General features: G+C 40.1%; 11 protein-coding genes and 1 riboswitch. Of the genes, 9 read left to right on the plus strand and 2 right to left on the minus strand.

Annotated features, from left to right (window positions below; translation table 11 throughout):
* Positions 1-2 precede the first annotated feature (2 nt).
* Positions 3-7,796, minus strand: coding sequence for a BspA family leucine-rich repeat surface protein (locus tag FTRAC_RS19410; RefSeq protein WP_185094411.1), 7,794 nt, complete (start codon positions 7,794-7,796; stop codon positions 3-5).
* Positions 7,797-8,266: 470 nt separating this feature from the next.
* Here FTRAC_RS19410 and FTRAC_RS14910 point away from each other — a divergent pair, with 470 nt between their 5' ends.
* Complete coding sequence (locus FTRAC_RS14910; protein WP_013455103.1) at positions 8,267-8,899, plus strand: NUDIX hydrolase; 633 nt, start codon at positions 8,267-8,269, stop codon at positions 8,897-8,899.
* Positions 8,899-10,146, plus strand: a complete 1,248-nt coding sequence (locus tag FTRAC_RS14915; RefSeq protein ID WP_013455104.1) for a DUF819 family protein — start codon at positions 8,899-8,901, stop codon at positions 10,144-10,146. The genes FTRAC_RS14910 and FTRAC_RS14915 overlap by 1 nt, the downstream gene beginning before the upstream one ends.
* Before the next feature lie 116 nt (positions 10,147-10,262).
* On the opposite strand, the gene FTRAC_RS14920 is transcribed toward FTRAC_RS14915, so the two are convergent.
* The gene (locus FTRAC_RS14920) at positions 10,263-11,093 is read right to left on the minus strand and encodes an alpha/beta hydrolase (protein ID WP_013455105.1); all 831 of its coding nucleotides are present in this window, start codon (positions 11,091-11,093) and stop codon (positions 10,263-10,265) included.
* Positions 11,094-11,377: 284 nt separating this feature from the next.
* Positions 11,378-11,481: riboswitch (SAM riboswitch) on the plus strand.
* 286 nt (positions 11,482-11,767) lie between these two features.
* On the opposite strand from FTRAC_RS14920, the gene FTRAC_RS14925 reads away from it, so the two are divergent.
* From FTRAC_RS14925 to FTRAC_RS14955, 7 genes are all read left to right on the plus strand, one after another.
* The gene (locus tag FTRAC_RS14925) at positions 11,768-12,940 is read left to right on the plus strand and encodes a trans-sulfuration enzyme family protein (RefSeq protein WP_013455106.1); all 1,173 of its coding nucleotides are present in this window, start codon (positions 11,768-11,770) and stop codon (positions 12,938-12,940) included.
* Between the two features lie 146 nt (positions 12,941-13,086).
* Complete coding sequence (locus FTRAC_RS14930; protein WP_013455107.1) at positions 13,087-15,213, plus strand: HEPN domain-containing protein; 2,127 nt, start codon at positions 13,087-13,089, stop codon at positions 15,211-15,213.
* 2 nt (positions 15,214-15,215) lie between these two features.
* Positions 15,216-15,974, plus strand: a complete 759-nt coding sequence (gene cobA / locus FTRAC_RS14935; RefSeq protein ID WP_013455108.1) for a uroporphyrinogen-III C-methyltransferase — start codon at positions 15,216-15,218, stop codon at positions 15,972-15,974.
* Positions 15,958-16,560 (plus strand): precorrin-2 dehydrogenase/sirohydrochlorin ferrochelatase family protein, encoded by a 603-nt coding sequence (locus FTRAC_RS14940; protein ID WP_013455109.1) that lies wholly within the window; start codon positions 15,958-15,960, stop codon positions 16,558-16,560. The genes cobA and FTRAC_RS14940 overlap by 17 nt, the downstream gene beginning before the upstream one ends.
* 1 nt (position 16,561) lies before the next feature.
* Positions 16,562-17,221: a phosphoadenylyl-sulfate reductase gene (locus FTRAC_RS14945; RefSeq protein WP_013455110.1), complete on the plus strand. Its 660-nt coding sequence runs from the start codon at positions 16,562-16,564 to the stop codon at positions 17,219-17,221.
* Positions 17,222-17,345: 124 nt separating this feature from the next.
* Positions 17,346-18,305: a hypothetical protein gene (locus tag FTRAC_RS14950; RefSeq protein WP_013455111.1), complete on the plus strand. Its 960-nt coding sequence runs from the start codon at positions 17,346-17,348 to the stop codon at positions 18,303-18,305.
* A gap of 6 nt (positions 18,306-18,311) precedes the next feature.
* Positions 18,312-19,028: a hypothetical protein gene (locus FTRAC_RS14955; protein WP_013455112.1), complete on the plus strand. Its 717-nt coding sequence runs from the start codon at positions 18,312-18,314 to the stop codon at positions 19,026-19,028.
* Positions 19,029-19,153: the final 125 nt, after the last annotated feature.

Consider the following 19,153-nt stretch of genomic DNA (forward strand, 5'->3'; position numbering starts at 1 on the left):
AATTATCTTTTAATAAGTAAAAAGCCACTGATCCTTTGGCTGCCATCACCTTTGTCGATTACATAATAGTAATTGCCGGTAATCAGCTCCTGGCCGCTGCTGGCAATACCTTCAAAAACATGGGTTGTATTATCGTAATTACTGATTTCAAATACTTTATTTCCAAGTCTGTTGAAAATGCTTACAGTATTATTTGGGAATAGACTTATGTTTTCAATGAAAAGCAGATCATGTCTTCCATCCCCGTTTGGCGTAATTAAATTATAGGTGATTAGCTGCGGTTCTTCCTCACTTATCACCTCTGCAATCACATTAAAGGAAAAGTCATTAATACTGCTGGTGACAGTTATGGTAGTGCTATTGAAGCCTACTTTTTTTGAATTAAGTGTAAGAGAAAACTGCTCCCATCCTCCTGCCGGTATGGATCCAGGTATGTTGGAAATAGTGAAAAGTGGGTTGTCAGTAGTGATATCTTCAATAATAAGCTCTTCTGTATCACTCAGGTTCTCTATCCCAAAAAGCCTTTCAATGTTTAGATTAAAACTTGTTTGTCCTAAATCTACATCCTCCTCAGAGATTACTATTCGATTTGTGGAATTATCAGGGTTAGTGATAATGATTACAGCCCGGCCCCCCGATACAACGGCTCTTACATTGAATGAGAAAACCTCTTGGTTAGGGTCATTTGAGCGAATAGAAATTGTAGATTCGAATGCGCCTACCTGATCAGTGGATAAGCGTAAGTCGAATGAGTTGGACTGACCTGCTGAGATGCTTAACGGTAAATTAATGCCTGAACTTGTGAATTTAGGACTGCTACTGCTTATTTCACTTATTAGGAGACTGGCAGTTCCTACGTTTAGAATCTCAAAAGACAAGCTTACATCACTATTTTCATTCACTGTACCAAACTGGACTACTCCATTAATTAGTTCTGACCGCTGCCTCACCTCTATTTCAGGAGTTGGGAGTGGTACTATGGTTCCTGTTAAATTCAAGTTAAAAGAATTTTCATCACTATCATTGCTGCTGATAGAGAGCACATCATTCCAGCTTTGCACCACTGCACTGGAAAAGGTAAGGGTAAAATCTGCTGATGCCCCCGCTGCAATCGTGACCGGTAAGGTTATTCCAGTTATAGAAAAAGCAGTTCCATTGTTTAACTGAATGTCAGTGACTACTAAGTCCGCTGAACCAGCATTGGTAATGGTTAGCAACTGATCAGAAGCGTCATTTTGCACTAGATCAGCAAAGCTGATATTGTCATTGGAGGCTAAACTTACAGAAGCATTGTTGACCTCAATTTCTGGAGTCGGTGTTGGAATGATCGTCCCTGCTACATTCAGATTAAAAGGATTTTCATCGCTGTCATTGCTGCTGATAGAGAGCACATCATTCCAGCTTTGCACCACTGCATTAGAAAATGTGAGGGTAAAATCTACGGAAGCTTCTGCTGCGATAGTGGCGGGCAATGTTATTCCAGTGATAGAAAAAGCAGTTCCATTGGTCAACTGAATGTCAGAGACTACTAAGTCAGCTGTTCCAGAATTAGAAATTGTGAGCACTTGATCAGAAGCGTCATTTTGGATCAGGTTAGCAAAGCTGATATTATCATTTGAAGTTAAACTTTCCGAAGCATTGCTCACCTCAATTTCTGGAACTGGTGTTGGAATGATCGTCCCTTCTACATTCAGATTAAAAGGATTTTCATCGCTGTCATTGCTGCTGATAGAGAGGATATCAGACCAGTTTTGCACTACTGCACTGGAAAATGTAAGGGTAAAACCTGCTGAAGCTCCCGCTACAATTGTGGCAGGTAATGTTATTCCAGTGATAGAAAAAGCAGTTCCATTGGTTAATTGAATGTCAGAGACTACTAAGTCAGCTGTTCCAGCATTGGTAATGGTAAGCACTTGATCAGAAGCATCATTTTGCACTAGGTCAGCAAAGCTAATATTATCATTAGAAGTTAAACTTACAGAAGCATTGCTCACCTCAATTTCTGGAACTGGTGTTGGAATGATCGTCCCTTCTATATTCAGATTAAAAGGGTTTTCATTGCTGTCATTGCTGCTGATGGAGAGCACATCAGACCAGCTTTGCACCACTGCACTGGAAAATGTAAGGGTAAAATCTGCTGAAGCCCCGGCTGCGATAGTGGCGGGTAATGTTATTCCAGTTATAGAAAAAGCAGTTCCATTGTTTAACTGAATGTCAGAGACTACTAAGTCAGCTGTTCCAGCATTGGTAATGGTAAGCACTTGATCAGAAGGATCATTTTGCACTAAGTCAGCAAAGCTGATATTATCATTAGAAGTTAAACTTACAGAAGCATTACTCACCTCAATTTCTGGAACTGGTGTTGGAAGGACGATCCCTTCTACATTCAGATTAAAAGGATTTTCATCGCTGTCATTGCTGCTGATGGAGAGCACATCATTCCAGCTTTGCACTACTGCACTGGAAAATGTGAGGGTAAAATCAGCGGAAGTTTGTGCTGCGATCGTGGTTGGCAACGCTATTCCAGATACTGTAAAAGCAGTTCCATCAGATAGCTGAATATCAGAAATCACTAAGTCATCAGGTCCTGGATTATCAATAGTTAAGATTTTAGAGGTACTAGCACCTTCTACAATATCATCAAAATTAAGGGTGGCATTCGTAGCCAAATTAGTAGCGCCCTCAAAAATGTCTATTTCAGGTGTAGCAATATAATTGAAGCCTGTAATAGAAACGGTTCCGCCAGGAGTCGTTACTGTGATACCTGCTGTCGATCCTCCAGCTGGAACTATGGCAGCTATTTCACTGTCAGAATTAAGGTTGAAGGAAGTTACATTTATTCCGGCAATCAATATAACACTTACGTTACTAAAGTCTGTTCCTTCGATAATTACTGTTTCACCTGCCGTTGCTGAAGCAGGAGTGAAGGAATTAATCACAGGAGCGGGAATAAAGATAAAGTCGGACAAATTCGAAGTACCCCCAGGTGTAGTGACTGAAACGATGCCCGATGATCCTGATCCGACTTCTGCTCTGATCTCAGAATCGGATTCTATAGTGAATGTAGCCGGAGTCCCTCCAAAGGTAACTGATGTAGCTCCTGTGAAGTTATTGCCGCTAAGCGTAACAATTTCACCTTCAGCAGCAGAAGGAGGGGAGAATGAAGTAAAAGAGGGCGGCATAAAAGTGGTCACAGAAGCAGGGTTTCCACTTGCAGTAGGGTCTGTATTGTAGGCTTCAAGTCCCGCAGGGCCATTGTATTCAAATACTTGAAAATAGTAGGTTTCTCCTTGATTTAAGTTTGTAACGGTTACACTATTGCCATTTCCGTTGTACACTACATAGTTAGCAGTACCAATTTCGGTACCTGCAGTGCCAAAAGAGGCATTTGCTGTATAAGTAATTAAGTCGACTGGGTTAGCATCTACTATGGAGCCCGCTTTCGCAATCACTATTCTATTGCTGCCATCTCCATTTGTCCAACTCATCTCTGTTTGGTTTAATCCAGTATTGGAAAAGCTAATGATCGTGGCTGGTGAAGGTGTATCGCAAGCGGCATTACCATCAGTAATGGTCCAATTATTAGGTGTATTGGTCAAAATCTGTCTTTCACTACTGGCAGTGCAATAATTAAGGTTTAGTGCTCCCAAGCTTAGGCTTGGTTGCAGGCTTGGCAAACTTGACCAACCTATCAAAGTAGCATCGTAGTTAGCAGTGGATAATCCAGAATTGTCAAGCATATTACCCATATCAGCGACATTTCCTACATCCCAATTCCCCAGGTTCTGATCAAAAGCGGTAGCATCTCGGAACATTGACCACATATCCGTTACGTTGCTTACATCCCAGCCACTGATGTCCTGATTAAAAATATCATTGTAACTGAACATACTCCACATCTGCGTGACATTGCTCACATCCCAACTATCCAAGGGCTGGTTAAAGGCCACAACATTTGCATTTTCAAACATTAAACTCATATCCGTCACCGAGCTTACGTCCCACAAGTCTAAGGGCTGATTGAAAACTTCCGCGCCACCAAACATTTCCTGCATAGTGGTCACACTGCTGACATTCCAATTGTTTAATGGCTGGTCAAATGCTTTGGTGTAAGAAAACATCCCATTCATGAATTGCACATTACTCACATCCCATTGATCTAGGGGCTGATTGAAATCATCTAGTTCAAAAAACATAAGTTCCATGTTGACAACATTGCTTACATCCCAACTATTTAGGGGTTGATTATAAGCATAAGCACCGCCAAACATATATGCCATATTAGTTACACTACTCACATCCCAATTGCTGATATCCTGATTAAAAAACCAGGCAAAATTGAAAAGGTAACTCATATCAGTTATTGTACTAACATCCCATGTACTCAAATCAGTATTGGTAAAAGCAGTAGCTTCTCTTACTCCAACAAACATGCTCGCCAAACTAGTCACGTTCGAAAGATCAGGAGTGTCAGCGGCATTTATCACCATATTGCGGCAACTGTGAAAAGCTCCTTCCATACTTGTCCAAGGGTTATTCCCCCATTGTTCAATACTTCTAATTTTTTGTTGGTTTTGAAAAGTGCTACCTCCGAAATTAATCCTGGGAAAAACGCCTGAAATTCTCACCTCATAAACATCTGTATTAGCAAGTCCGAATATAGTAGTATTACCTGTTCGGCCAGAAAAGGAACCCTCACCCGTGCCTGGATTCGTCAGATTGGACCAGGCAACGTCATAGTTATACCCACCACCTGATGTGGGTATGATGATACTTCCATTATCAGTAACCCAAGTGGTAACAAAAGGACTAAACATAAACCCGTCTAGACTAGCGGTGCCATCAGCTGTAGTGACTGCTACAGCTCCTGAAGTTGATCCCGCTGCCACCACAGCTGTTATTTCAGTATCAGAGACAAAAACATAAGACTCGGCAGGAGTACCCCCGAAACTAACATCTGTCACTCCGGTAAAATCTTCTCCTGTGATAGTGATGGTTTCACCCGCATTAGCATAGTTGGGAGAAATTGAAGTGATGACTGGTCGTACCCAAATAGCAACTGTGAAACCGGCAAATGATAGGTCACCTCCTGCTAAATCAGCAATGCCATCATTATTGAAATCAGCTGATATTACGCCATAGGGTCGACTTGGACTAACATTCAGTGGAAAAGTACTGAATGAACTCACAGCGCCAATTCCGTCTCCTTGCAATACAGGAAAATTTGACTGGTTTCCACCCCCAACAACTATATCAGTAGTGCCATTTCCATCAAAGTTTCCGCGATTTAAGCCGAAAGGAGTAGAACCCATAGCTACTGGGCTCCCTGATGCTGTGAAATTGCCAGCTCCATCTCCTGAATATATTTCAACAGTTGGGGAAGTAATATTCAGAATTGCTAAATCCATATTAGTATCACTATTAAAATATCCCGTGACTAATCGGAAAGGTCGTGAGCCCGTAGCAAATGATATAGGGGCATCGAAAAGATCTGCACCCTCATTAAATAGCATTATATGTCCCTGATTATTATTATAATCGAGTAGTGCAATATCTAAAAAACCGTCATTATTAAAATCTGCCACATCCAGAGCACTGGGTTCACCTAAACCGGCAGGAATAAAGGGTGAATAGCTGGCATGGGCAAAATTACCTGACCCATCTCCAAGCAATACTGAAACTTCATCGGAGATATTAGCGGTGATAATGTCCATATTGCCGTCTTTGTTGATATCTGCTATGGCTAATCCTGCTTTATCATTGATAATAGTTGAAAAAAAAGCGGGTGATGGAAAAGCAGTAAAGGTACCGTCCCCATTACCTTGAAAAAGTTCAAGACCTCCGTTTTTGCCTGCTGCAATATCTAAATTACCATCCCCATCAAAGTCCGCTACTTGCAGATTTCTAACCTCACCACTCGCTAGGGCAGTGTTAGCACCAGTAGAGAAAACGCCACTTCCGTCATTTTCTTGAAATTGAATAACGTTATTGGTGTTGGTTCTGTCAGCTATGATGATATCAACATCTCCGTCATTATCAAAATCACCCGCAGCAATTGTATTAGATTGGATACTGCTAGAGTATTGGGTTGTTGAGAATCTAGTATTTGTCAGAGGCAGAGGTCCAGGAACTGTTAGGGTGAAAAATGGCGTGCTAGAGTTAATAGAACTTGCCTGCAGCCCATTAGCATTATTCCTCACGATTATTGGGGTCACAGAGGATCCTCCGGCTGGAACATTTACCAGTATTTCGGTTCCTGCGGCATTGGCATTGGCTGTGACTTTCACAGGGCCAAAGAAAATATCATTTGGGCCCGATGGGTTAAACATTGAACCTGAAATAGTCACTTCAGTGCCCACTGGGGCCGAAGTTGGACTGATAGAGGTGATAAGGATGCTTGGTGGAGGAACTAAAGTTTCAGTAGCACCCATGTTCAGCTGCCCGTTTTGCACTCGCACATCTCCCGAGATGTCATAATCAAGAACGGAGCTAGACCTTAATGTTCCATCAAAATTGTAATTAATATTAGGAAGTAGAGCTTGGTTTGCCAAATTTGCAGCAGGCGAATTGTCGAACAATCGGAAATCACTGTTGTCCGTATCAACAAAAAGAGGATCTGCTGTATAAAGCATGCCTGTACCAATAGTTGTTCCGGTATAGCCTGCCAAAACCACGTTGGTTTCTGGCACTAAGGAATAAGAGACATTAAGTAAGGCTTCATTGGAATTTTCCCATGTATTGATATATGGAATACCCGTTCCGTCTGTAGACGTATTTTGCCAGAAAATACTGTTCTGGATATTTATAATATCATCCCCACCTGTTCCTGAGCTTCCCAAGTTATAAATTGCAGCTCCCGAAGAGCTGAAGTTGGTTGTGATATTTTCAAAAAAGCTACAATTTGTAATTTCGACTCTTGCTGTGCCAGTAAAATTATTACCATTGTTATACACAGCACCACCATCAAATCCGGCACTGTTTTGATAAAAAACTGTGTTAATAAGTTCTGGAATGGTGCTTCCACCTGAAAGTGCAAAATTATACATACCCCCTCCAGCATCTGCAAGATTTTGAATAAATTGGCAATTTAGAAGCGTAGGAATAGCGTTGTCAAATTGCCCCCAATTATATATTCCGCCTCCATTAGTAGCGGTGTTTCGATAAAAAATAACATTCTTTATGACAGGTGCAGAGGCTCCTGGCCTCCCACTGTTATACCAACCACCACCATCTTGAGCGTTGCCAGTCCCAGTGGCAGCACCACTTGTAATGGTAAACCCATCAACTAATGTCTGACTAGAAACTCCATAAGTATACACTACATGGTAGGCATTTTCTCCGTAATTGTTATAGGCAAGACTAGGGAAAGTGTTACTGACATTGTCATCTGCAGCTAAATCTCCACTCAGAATTGTTTCATTAGCTTGGCCAAAACCGAAGTTTATTCTTTGGCTAATAGCTGTTTCTGTGCCAAGGAATCCACCATATACCTTTACACCATCAGTGATTTTGAATGATACGAGTCTGTTGTCTCCTGTTGTAGTATTTCCAGAAAATAACTCCCATTGCTGGCTAGGCAAGTAGGTGCCACGTGCTACCCAGATTTGATTACCGCTAAGGGCTGCGGTTAAGGCGTCATGTAAGGCTGTAGGCCCACGATAAGCATCAGCCCAAGTCGTCCCGTCATTATTGCCCGTAGCTAAAGAGCCATTAACGTAGATCTGGGCAATTATCTGACTGCTCAAAAACATAAATATTAGAGCAAATCCAGTAGCAATTTTTTTATAAAAATTCATTTTAACAGGCAGTATATTAATTTCTCGCATCGTAATAATTTGTTAATCGTTCACAGGTTGCAGCAAAATTCTCCAATTAGGTTGATTAGATTTTTTTATTCTCCTCATCGATTTCTGATTCCTGCCATTTTGTACAATAAGATTGATGAGCTTTTTATTTCAATTTGTTTTAGTTAAAGCAAATGGGTAGGTCGGATTTACATTTTATTGCTTTTAAGTCAGATTATGCTGGTGCCCTACCATTACTCTTCTCTGAAATAAGTGATAATCAGTGAGATGGAAAACCGATCTAGGACGAAGACCCTGATTTATTGTCCGAAGACCAGGGTTTATTGTCCGAAGCTCTATTTTTACTTTTCGACCAGAAGCTGGGACTTGGAAAAATGCAGGCTTAGATTTTTTTACTTTAGCTTTCCACTGATTTTTTTAATCACCTCAATTAAGTTTTGTATTATTGTTGATTGTAATCTATGATACTGGAGTTAAAAAAATATCTGGAAGCACGATTAGCGCAAGAACTGCCTGGAGATAATGCCCATCAACAGATGATGGCGCAACCCATCGGACAGCGCTTTAAAATGCAATATGACAAGCCACCCAAAAAAGGAGCTGTGATGATTGCGCTTTACCCAGATGAAGGTAAAATCTACTTCCCTTTAATGCAAAGACCACCATATCAAGGCATTCACGGAGGACAAGTAAGCCTGCCAGGAGGTAAAAAGGAAGATTCTGATGATAATTTGATTGAAACCGCTATCAGGGAAACTTTTGAGGAAATTGGAGTAAAAATTCCTGATAATCAAGTCATTGGAAGCCTATCGGATTTAAATGTAACGGCTAGTAATTTTATAGTGAAGCCAGTGGTCAGTATTTTAGATCGAAAGCCCGAATTTATTAAAGACCCTCGTGAAGTTGAGCATATTTTTAAAGCTGAAGTGCAGCATTTAATCCATCCCCAAACTTTACAGGAGAAAGAACTGACAGTAGCCCAAGAAATTAGATTAAAAGCCCCTTTCTTTGATATAGAAGAAAAGGTTGTTTGGGGTGCTACTGCCATGATTTTAAGTGAATTTGTAGAAATTTTGAAAGAACATTATAAATAATGGAGAAACCTTTAATCACCAATGATGCCGTAGTTTTAGGCCTGTTAATGTTAATATTGGCAGCCATTTTTATCACCGCTTCTAGCAAAAAATCAGGCTGGCAGAAATTCTACCGATTTGTACCCTCCGTTTTACTATGCTATTTCATTCCATCTTTATTTAACACATTTGGCATCATTTCAGGAGATGAATCCAATCTTTACTATATGTCTTCTCGCTATTTATTGCCCAGTGCTTTAGTGTTATTGACCATTAGTATTGATTTAAAAGCCATTGGAAGATTGGGGAAGAAAGCCATCATTATGTTTTTCGCAGGTACTGTTGGGATTGTCATTGGAGGCCCGCTGTCCATTTTAATTGTTTCTTCTTTTGCACCTGACATTGTTGGGGGCGTTGGTCCTGATGCTGTCTGGAGAGGAATGGCCACCATAGCCGGAAGTTGGATAGGTGGAGGAGCCAATCAAGCCGCGATGTTTGAAACTTTCGGAGCCAGTGAAGATTTATTCGCTACCATGATCACCGTGGATGTGATTGTAGCCAATATCTGGATGGCATTTTTACTTTATGGAGTCGGAATTTCTAAAAAACTTGACAAAAGATTAAAAGCTGATGCTTCTTCCATAGAGGAGGTGAAAAACGGAATTGAAAAGTACCAGGCTTCTATTATGAAAATTCCAACTCTGCCAGAAGTAATGACTGTTTTAGCTATTGGCTTTGGAGCAACGGGTATAGCACATTTCGGAGCTGATATCATTGCTCCTTGGATAGGTGAAGTAGCTCCTCAATTAGATAAATTCAGTTTGACTTCCTCTTTCTTTTGGTTGGTCGTAATTGCCACTACCATTGGCTTAGGGCTATCATTTACCAAAGCCCGAAAATTCGAAGGCGTAGGTGCTTCCCGTCTGGGAAGCGTTATGATTTATATTTTGGTAGCTTCTATCGGAATGCTAATGGATGTAACCGCCATATTCGATAATCCTGGTTTCTTTATGGTAGGTTTGATTTGGATGGCAGTTCATGTCATCGTTTTACTGGGAGTAGCCAAAATCATCAAAGCACCGTATTTCTTTGTGGCTGTCGGGAGTCAAGCTAATGTTGGCGGTGCGGCTTCAGCTCCAATAGTTGCAGGTGCTTTTCATCCCAGCCTAGCTCCGGTTGGAGTGCTTTTGGCAGTTTTAGGGTATGCGCTAGGTACTTATGCAGCTTATATTTGTGGGTTATTGTTACAGGCGGCTGCGGCTGTTTAACTTTTTCCTTTTGTAAGGAGAATGCCTTGGCTGCCAGAGCTTCACTGCTCGTGTTGTAAGTAGCTGATTAGCATGTTGCCAGCCAATGCTTCTGAAAAAATATTCCGTACCTTTTTTTACTCATTTTTCGATTCAAATATTTTTTCAAACGCATTGTATACTGCAATGTGTAGTGCATCACCATGAGATTTGCCTTCTAAAAAATTGAAGTACAACTGCGAGTTCTGATTTTTGTTTTTCAATAATTTTTCAAATAATTCTTTGGCAGTACGTTCCATTACTTCACCTTCCTTTCCTACTGCCACATAGATTGATTTTTTGGAACCGTAGGATTTTGGATCTCTTTCCAAAAGATTTTCATTATCCCACCATAAACTCGGACTGACAATAATGTAGTTATCGAAAAGTTCAGGTTTTTCAAATAATATTTCAGTGGCTAATAGTCCCCCTAAAGATTGTCCAATTATCGTTTTACTTGATTTTGTCCGATAGACTGAGTCAATAAATGGTTGAAGTTCCTTTTCCAAAAAGCTTATGAATTTTCCCGATTTTCCAGAGGTGGGGAATTCTTTTTGGTCTAGTTTATTTTCAGAAGGATATGTGAAATCTCTTTTTCTATCAATATTTGCAATACCGACCACTATGGATTCTGGTATCATATTGATCCAGGGAAAAGATCCAAATTGAACAAGTCCTGAAATATGAATAAAATCTTCATCTCTAGAGCCATCCAGCAAGTAAATCACGGGATATTTTTTTGAACTATCAGCTTCATAATTTGAAGGTAGGTAAATATTTAGGGTTCTGTTTTCATTCAAAATTTTTGAATTGATACTAACGATCTTACCTATTGTGAAATCAGTTTCACTAATTTTCTCAGGTAATGTTTGACCAAATGAGAAGTTAGCTATTAAAAAAAGTAGAATGCTTAAAAATATATGTCTCATAAAATGCTCTTTAACTTGAATACCATGGCATAGATCGATTTATGGAATTGTAAAAATAGAAAAAATGAATTTCCAATCGAGCTACTTTGAAGTATTTCCTTGATTACCCAACTAGCGTGACTTCCCCATTTCGTGCTGTAATTATAGCTACATCAGCATGTTAGAAGGCTGTTTTTTAATTACTTACAAAAATAAAAACAGCGCTTCCGTAAAAATATTGTACTCCAAATTTGGTTAAGTCAAAATCAAGTTTCTATATTTGAGCCATCATATCGGTTTCGACCGATTTATATAGATGAGGTGAGAGAACAGGCTCGTTGACCCTCTGGCAACCCCCAAGCAATTTGGAAAGGTGCCAATTCCTGCCCAATGAAGGGAAATATAAAACGGTAAAACAATGAACAAACTGAAAATTTACATTTCGCACAATCTCCAAATTGATTTACACGATCAATCATTGGAATACATGTCTATTTCTAAATCCAATAATCAAATTAGCATTTGCTGTTGTAGCAACTGCTGTTGTTGATTTCCAATTTAAGCTTTTGGGGAACAGCTAGAATTTGTACAGGATTGTAATCCTTGCGATTCCCGTACGCACCTATAAAGCTAATCCAACTCAATTTTTGTCAAATTTAATTTCCTCTAGCAGGAAAACTATAATCAATATATTTATGTCTCAACATTTCGAAACCCAGGCTATCCGTACCCAAGCTGCCCAAAGTGGCAACAGAGAACATGCTGTGCCGCTTTATCTAACTTCATCATTCACTTTTGAAAATGCAGAACAAGCCAAAGCATTATTCAATGATGAGGAAGAAGGCAATATTTATTCCCGTTTTTCTAACCCTAATAGTTCGGAGCTAATTGATAAAATGACTCGTTTAGAAGGCTTGGAGGATGGTTTTGCCACGGCAACTGGAATGGCGGCTATGTTTGGAAGTATGGCAGCACTGCTCCAGCAAGGCGATCATATTTTGGCGGCAAGATCATTATTTGGTTCTACCCACCAATTATTGACGCAGATTTTCCCGAAATGGGGAATCTCTCATACTTATGCTGATATCAGCAGGACGCATGAATGGGAGAGCCTGATTAAGCCTGAAACCAAAATGATTTTTGTGGAAACACCCTCCAATCCAGGTTTGGAAATCATTGATTTGGAGTGGCTAGGAAAATTGGCGGAAGCACATAATTTGATTTTGGTGGTGGATAACTGCTTTGCCACTCCCTATTTACAACAGCCAGCCAAATGGGGTGCGCATATTGTTTCCCATAGCGCCACCAAATTTATTGATGGACAGGGAAGGGTTTTAGGCGGCTTGATCCTCGGCTCCAAAGAATTGATTAAAGATGTGCGCTTTTTCAGTCGACACACAGGCCCAGCCATTTCGCCTTTTAATGCCTGGGTGCTATCCAGAAGTCTGGAAACCTTGGCTGTGCGCATGGACAGACATTGCGAAAGTGCCTTTAAAATTGCAGAATATTTGGAGGGACATACTGAATTGGAAAGCGTGAAATACCCCTTCTTGAAATCGCACCCTCAGTTTGATTTAGCCCAAAAACAGATGCTTAAAGGAGGCGGTATTCTCACTTTTATAGTCAAAGGAGGAGGCGAACGATGTAGCAAATTTGTGAATAACCTGAGTATGCTTTCGGTTACTTCCAACTTAGGGGATACCCGATCCATTGTGACGCATCCTGCCACGACCACTCACAGCAAACTAAGCGAGGAGGAAAGGCATAGGGTAGGAATTGCAGATGGCTTAATCCGCTTATCGGTCGGTTTGGAAAATGTGAATGATATAATTGAAGATATTGAACAAGCACTAAAAGCTTCAAAATAATGGAATTAAGAATAGAAAATAAGATCTGTTTTATGATGTGTTGCAAGGCTCCTCCGGATGCTGCATGATATCGCTATACCCAAATTATAGTGCCTCTTGCAGATAAATCCGCAAGAGGCATTTTTTTTACCCAAAAAATTAAAATTATGACACAAGTAACTGAAAATTTAGCATTACCGAAGCCAGCAAAAAAAGACATAGCTGAGCTTAAAAATAAAATTGAACTCTTCCGATCCGGGCAAATTGATGAAGAGAAATTTAAAGCCTACCGATTAACGCGTGGGGTTTACGGACAAAGACAACAGGGCGTGCAGATGTTCCGATTGAAAATTCCTGCAGGTAGAATCACAACTGATCAATTGCGAGTGGTGGCTGATCTATCGAATCAATATGCAACAGGAAATTTACATTTGACTACAAGGCAAAACATCCAATTTCATTATGTGAAACTGGATGATTCACCAGCCATTTGGACAGCTTTGGAAGCTTCCGGTTTAACCGCCAGAGAAGCTTGTGGAAATACGGTTCGGAACATCACCGCCAGTCATAAGGCAGGCATTGATCCGCATGAGCCCTTTGATGTCACGCCTTATCTGGATGCGGTCTTCCGGTTTTTCCTTAGAAACCCGATTTGCCAGGAAATGGGTAGAAAAATTAAGATTGCTTTTTCATCCAGTGAGAAGGATACGGCTTTTGCTTTCATCCATGATTTTGGATTTATCCCGGTTCTGAGAAAAAATGGAAAAGAAGAAGAAAAAGGATTTCGGGTTTTAGTGGGAGGCGGATTAGGCGCACAAACTATTCTGGCTCAAGAGTTCTTTGAATTTCTTCCTGAAAATAGATTGATCACCTTCCTGGAAGCAGCATTAAGAGTTTTTGATCGATTTGGTGAGCGTGAGAAAAGAATGAAGGCCCGTTTGAAATTCCTTATCAAGAAGATTGGATTGGATGAATTCAGGAGATTGGTAGAGGAGGAAGAGAAAGTTTTACATCCTAAGCCATTGGATTTAAAACCTTCAAAAGTAAAGGAAGCTAAGCCTCAAAAAATCTATTCTAGCTATGATGTGCAAGATCAATGGGCCTACCAGCAATGGTTGGATTCCAATGTTTTTGAGCAAAAGCAGCAAGGTTACTTTGGGGTGTTGGTAAAAGCGCCTTTGGGCGATATCGATCATGAGACTGCCAAAAAATTAGCCGATATCATTGATGAATATGTTGGCGGTGATTTGGTCATCAGTGTATACCAGGGCTTGGTCATTCGCTTTGTCCGAAAAAATGCCTTGCCGGTTTTATTCGAAAAATTAGGTGAACTGGGCTTAAATCAATCCGGAGCAGAAAGCTTTGCGGATATCACGGCTTGCCCGGGAACGGATACTTGTAATCTGGGTGTGACCAACAGTACCGCTTTGGCGGATGTTTTGGAAAAATTCTTATTGCAGGAATTCCCACATCTGGCGCATAGCAAACTGATCGATACCAAGATCAGCGGATGTATGAATGCTTGTGGTCAACACATGATTGCCGGTATTGGTCTTCATGGAAGTTCCATCAAAAACAAGGGAAAAGTAGTGCCCGCCATGCAAGTGGTTTTGGGCGGTGGATTGCGTGCAGATGGGACTGGCTTGGCTGCAGAAAAGGTCATCAAACTGCCGACCAAAAGAATTCCGGAAGCCTTTAGGATTTTGCTAAATGATTATGAAGCTAATGCTAAGGGTGCTTTTTATCCAGATTATTTCAGAACGAAAGAGAAGAAGTACTTCTACGATTTGCTAAAGCATTTGGGTGATCTGACTGATATCAAAGATGAGGACTATATCGACTGGAACAGAGATCAAGAATTCACGCCCGAAATAGGCTTGGGCGAATGTGCCGGAGCCAGTTTTGATTTGGTCAGCACCATTTTCAAAGAAGCTGAGGAAAAATTGGTGAATGCTTACGAACAATTGCAGGAAGATCAGCTAGAGCATGCATTGTACAATAGCTATAATGTTCTTGTCACCACGGCTAAAGCGCTATTGCTGGCGGAAGATGTGCAGTGCAATACGCAAGCAGGCATCATAGCAGATTTTGATGTGCATTTTGTGGAGACCGAAAAAGTGAAGCTAGAAAGCTCCTTTGCCGATTTGGTTTACCAGATAAAATTACAAAAGCCAAGCGAGGAATTTGTACAGCACTATCTAAAATCTGCCCATCAATTTTTGGAAGAAGCCAAGAGTTTGAGAGGCATAGCATCAACAGAAAAAACAGTCATCAATCATTTTTATAAAGCATAATCATGGAAAAGAAATTAAGTCTAGTGGGAGCAGGTCCGGGAGATCCGGATCTGATCAGTGTGAAAGGAATCAAAACATTGGCACAAGCAGATGTGGTATTAAATGATGCTTTGGTGCATCCCGAATTATTAAATTATGCTCCATCAAAAGCATTAAAAATTTATGTCGGAAAGCGAGCTGGTAAACACAGCTATAAACAGGAAGAAATCAATGAGTTGATTATTGAGCATGTGTTTAGTCATGGGCATGTAGTGAGATTGAAAGGAGGAGATCCTTTTATTTTCGCAAGAGGAAAAGAGGAAATTGATTATGCCGAAAGTTTCGGGATTAACACTCAGGTGGTGCCCGGCATCTCCAGCATTAATTTAGCCGGAATGTACAGCTTGCCTTTAACCACAAGGGGCGTGAATGAAAGCTTTTGGGTGGTGACGGCTACCACCAAAAGCGGGGAATTATCGCAGGATGTGGCTAAGGTAGCCGAAACTACTGCTACAGCCGTTTTTCTCATGGGTTTAAGAAAAGCTCCGGCCATCAGCACGGCTTATGCATTGCAAGATAAAGCGGATCTGCCTGCAGCCATTGTCTCCAATGGTTCATTGGCTAATGCGAAAGTGTACCGGACAACGGTAGGGCACTTAGCACAGACCATTAGCGAGCAAAAAGTGGCTTCCCCTGGGATCATCTTAGTAGGGGAATCGGTAGTACAGCAAAATGATTTCACCACAATTAAAAGTTTACAGCAGCATGTCACACAGATCTGAAGAAAACCATTTATTCCCTGTTTTTCTAAAGCTGGATAAAATTCAAACGCTGGTTATAGGTGGAGGATATGTGGGCTGGGAGAAACTGGGGGCTTTATTGAAAAATGATCATGAAGCCAATGTGAAAATAGTGGCGCCAGAAATCAGGCAAGAGATCAGGGAGATAGCAGCGGTTCGCTCCACCATTGAGCTGGTGGAAAAGGAATATGATCCAAGCGATTTGGAAGGCATTAATTTGGTGATAGGCGCCACTAATTTTTATGAGGTGAACCAGCAAATTTATCGTGATGCCAAGGCAAAAGGAATTTTGGTTAATGTGGCCGATACGCCCGAGCTCTGTGATTTTTATTTGGGCAGCACGGTCAAAAAAGGCAATCTGAAAATCGGGATTTCCACCAATGGGAAATCGCCCACCTTTGCCAAAAGACTAAGGGCAATATTAGAGGAAGTGCTGCCCGATCATACAGATGATATTCTACAAAATCTGGCCACAATCCGAAAAGGCTTAAAAGGTGATTTTGAAAAGAAAATGGAGGTGTTGAATGAGATCACCGCCTCTTTTGTACATCATAAAAAGGAAAATTGATATGGACAGTATCAAGGGATTTTCGCAAGTTGATTTTGAAAACTATTCCATAGAAGATAGGGTGCGATGGGTTTTCGATCATTTTGCTGAAGAGGAGATTCTGATGACTTCCTCTTTTGGGAGTTCATCTGCTTTGCTTTTGCATTTGATTCATAAAATAAGCCCAAATCACCCCATTTATTTTTTGGATACAGGCTATCATTTTGAGGAAACCAAAGCCTATAAGGATAAACTGCAGGCACAGCTGGGCTTAAATGTGAAAACCATAGGCGCTCCCAAAAATAAGCATCGCTTTACGGAAGAAAATTATACTTATCAGCACAATCAGGATTTATGCTGCTTTATTAATAAGGTAGAGCCTTTAGCAAAATTGCGTGAATCGCATAAAATATGGTTGTCGGGCTTGTTCAAATACCAGAACGAAAACCGCAAGAACCTGACTTTTTTCGATCAAAAGGAGGATATTTTAAAGGTCTATCCGCTATTGGATATGACTCCAGAGGAGGTACATGCCTATTTTTTCATACACGAACTGCCCAGCCACAAATTAGTAGCAAAAGGCTATAGCTCCATCGGTTGTACGCATTGTACGGAAAAAGGAAGCGGCCGAGAAGGACGCTGGACTGGCAATGCTAAGGTGGAATGTGGGATTCATTTGTAAGCCCATAGAGCTTGTATTTAGTATTTTGTAACTAATTACCTAATAATAGGTATTGCCGATGCTATTTTTTAGTTCTACTTTTAGTATGAAAATTTTAGTAGTAAATCTTTAACCAAAACTGACCATGAAAAAACATCCAGTATTTAATTGTTTTCGCTTCGGCAGCGTCTTAATACTTTTGATTTCAGTAGTATGCTGTTTTGAGAGTTATTCCCAGGAGCAAAAGAACATTAGCCCTTACACCAAGTCGGAATCTAATTTGAGGAATAAAGCTTATCAAGAACCTTCGGAAAAGGAAACAAGAAAGCAATTGTTTTTACCGCCAGTCATTATTGACGTGAATGGCGCTATCAATGAAGCTGAAAAATCAGTTCCTTATGATCGCAATGTGTATATATTTTACCCAATGAGTAAAGATGTGGGTGCTTTTACTGCATATTTATATGACACCAGAGTAGCGCAATATGTATTGAAGATAGATGCAGTGGATATAAAGGAAAAGAAAAATGAGAAAGGGGAAAAAGTAGGATATTTAATACCTGTAGGCTTATTAAAGTCGAACCGAGGCTATAGATTAAATTTAGCATTGGATGAGCCGATTGATATTTATTTTACGACAATTTCGGACGACTTCAAAAAAAGGGCAAAAAGCACTATTTCTCCTGATTTTGGTGTAACGGCTGTCTTTTTTAATGATGGGGAGCAATCCCTTGTAAAACCAAGCTTAAATTTTGTAGTGAACTTTTTCCCATTTCCACAGAATAAAGATGTACCAGTTAATTTCTACAAACTTTATAGCCCCTATAGATTTTCCTTGCAAATGGGACTTACTTTAAACTCTCTGGCAATCGATAGAGTAAGCAGTGATTTGGTTGGAAGCAATAACCTTATTTTGGGCATAGCTTATCAGCTTAATGATAAAATTAAATGGTCGAATGGGGCTGTTTTACTTTATGAACATAACAAGCAATACATATCTCATGATTTGAAAACGCTTCAATTTGTTTATCAGACCTCAATCACAATAGATTTAGATATTAAGGATTTATTTGGGGGTATAGCAGGAACTTTAGGATTTAAATAATTAGCCATGAAAAAGTATTTATTCATATTAATCATATTCACTAGTTGTATCGATTTAGAGGAATTTGGAGGAGAGAATTATTATAAAACTGGAATTAAAGTAGTTTATAATGATGCAGATTTTATTGCGGATGGAAAAGACTCATTACGGATAGCGGTGATCATGCCAAGAGAAGCCAATGAGGAATTCAGAACGGTAAAATTTAAAGCCAGTCAGGGCGTGTTTTTTGAAAATGAGAAGTCAGAATATGTAACGGAAACAGCTTTTCGCTCCGGTTCCGATTCCATTGAGTTCATTGCTATTTTAAAAGCCAGCACCTCAACAGAAAATTTTAATCTAAACATTCAAATTCCTGAGCTCTACATCACCAATAGACTCGTGCGTCCAAAGAAGAGCTATCCTGAAGCTATGGAGATCAATAGTAATAAAGTTAAAGTACTAAATGATGGTGTTGATTTCTTAGAAATATCAGTAAAACTGACAAAAGACAATGGGAAAGTTACACAGGGGCATAATGTTAGCTTTACTTATAACGATACTATCACCATGGACAATAATCTTTATTTTAAGAATTATTCAGCCAGTGATTCGAATGGTGTTTCTAGCATTAGATTCTACCCCTATAATATTGAGGCAAGCAGTGAGCCAAGATATATTACAGTAAGTACTGAAACTAGTAATGGGCTTATAGAAGAGCAATATGAGTTTGTAATTTCAGAGTGATTTTAAATAAAGCCGAACAGTCATTCCAACCAGAGGCAGGTCAGCCTTTGGTTGAGAATTGATCTTCAAACGAAAAAGCAAAAGTAATCTTTTGAAAACTTTGTGTCATTGCCGCTCTCGCCTAA

Source organism: Marivirga tractuosa DSM 4126 (assembly GCF_000183425.1).
GTDB classification, from domain to species: Bacteria; Bacteroidota; Bacteroidia; order Cytophagales; family Cyclobacteriaceae; genus Marivirga; species Marivirga tractuosa.

What these genes read in the sequence shown, in the direction of transcription:
- FTRAC_RS19410 (WP_185094411.1), bottom strand. Translation starts at nt 7,796, where the DNA reads ATGAATTTTTATAAAAAAATTGCTACTGGATTTGCTCTAATATTTATG.
- FTRAC_RS14955 (WP_013455112.1), top strand. Translation starts at nt 18,312, where the DNA reads ATGAAAAAGTATTTATTCATATTAATCATATTCACTAGTTGTATCGAT.
- FTRAC_RS14950 (WP_013455111.1), top strand. Translation starts at nt 17,346, where the DNA reads ATGAAAAAACATCCAGTATTTAATTGTTTTCGCTTCGGCAGCGTCTTA.
- FTRAC_RS14910 (WP_013455103.1), top strand. Translation starts at nt 8,267, where the DNA reads ATGATACTGGAGTTAAAAAAATATCTGGAAGCACGATTAGCGCAAGAA.
- FTRAC_RS14925 (WP_013455106.1), top strand. Translation starts at nt 11,768, where the DNA reads ATGTCTCAACATTTCGAAACCCAGGCTATCCGTACCCAAGCTGCCCAA.
- FTRAC_RS14915 (WP_013455104.1), top strand. Translation starts at nt 8,899, where the DNA reads ATGGAGAAACCTTTAATCACCAATGATGCCGTAGTTTTAGGCCTGTTA.
- FTRAC_RS14930 (WP_013455107.1), top strand. Translation starts at nt 13,087, where the DNA reads ATGACACAAGTAACTGAAAATTTAGCATTACCGAAGCCAGCAAAAAAA.
- cobA (WP_013455108.1), top strand. Translation starts at nt 15,216, where the DNA reads ATGGAAAAGAAATTAAGTCTAGTGGGAGCAGGTCCGGGAGATCCGGAT.
- FTRAC_RS14945 (WP_013455110.1), top strand. Translation starts at nt 16,562, where the DNA reads ATGGACAGTATCAAGGGATTTTCGCAAGTTGATTTTGAAAACTATTCC.
- FTRAC_RS14940 (WP_013455109.1), top strand. Translation starts at nt 15,958, where the DNA reads ATGTCACACAGATCTGAAGAAAACCATTTATTCCCTGTTTTTCTAAAG.
- FTRAC_RS14920 (WP_013455105.1), bottom strand. Translation starts at nt 11,093, where the DNA reads ATGAGACATATATTTTTAAGCATTCTACTTTTTTTAATAGCTAACTTC.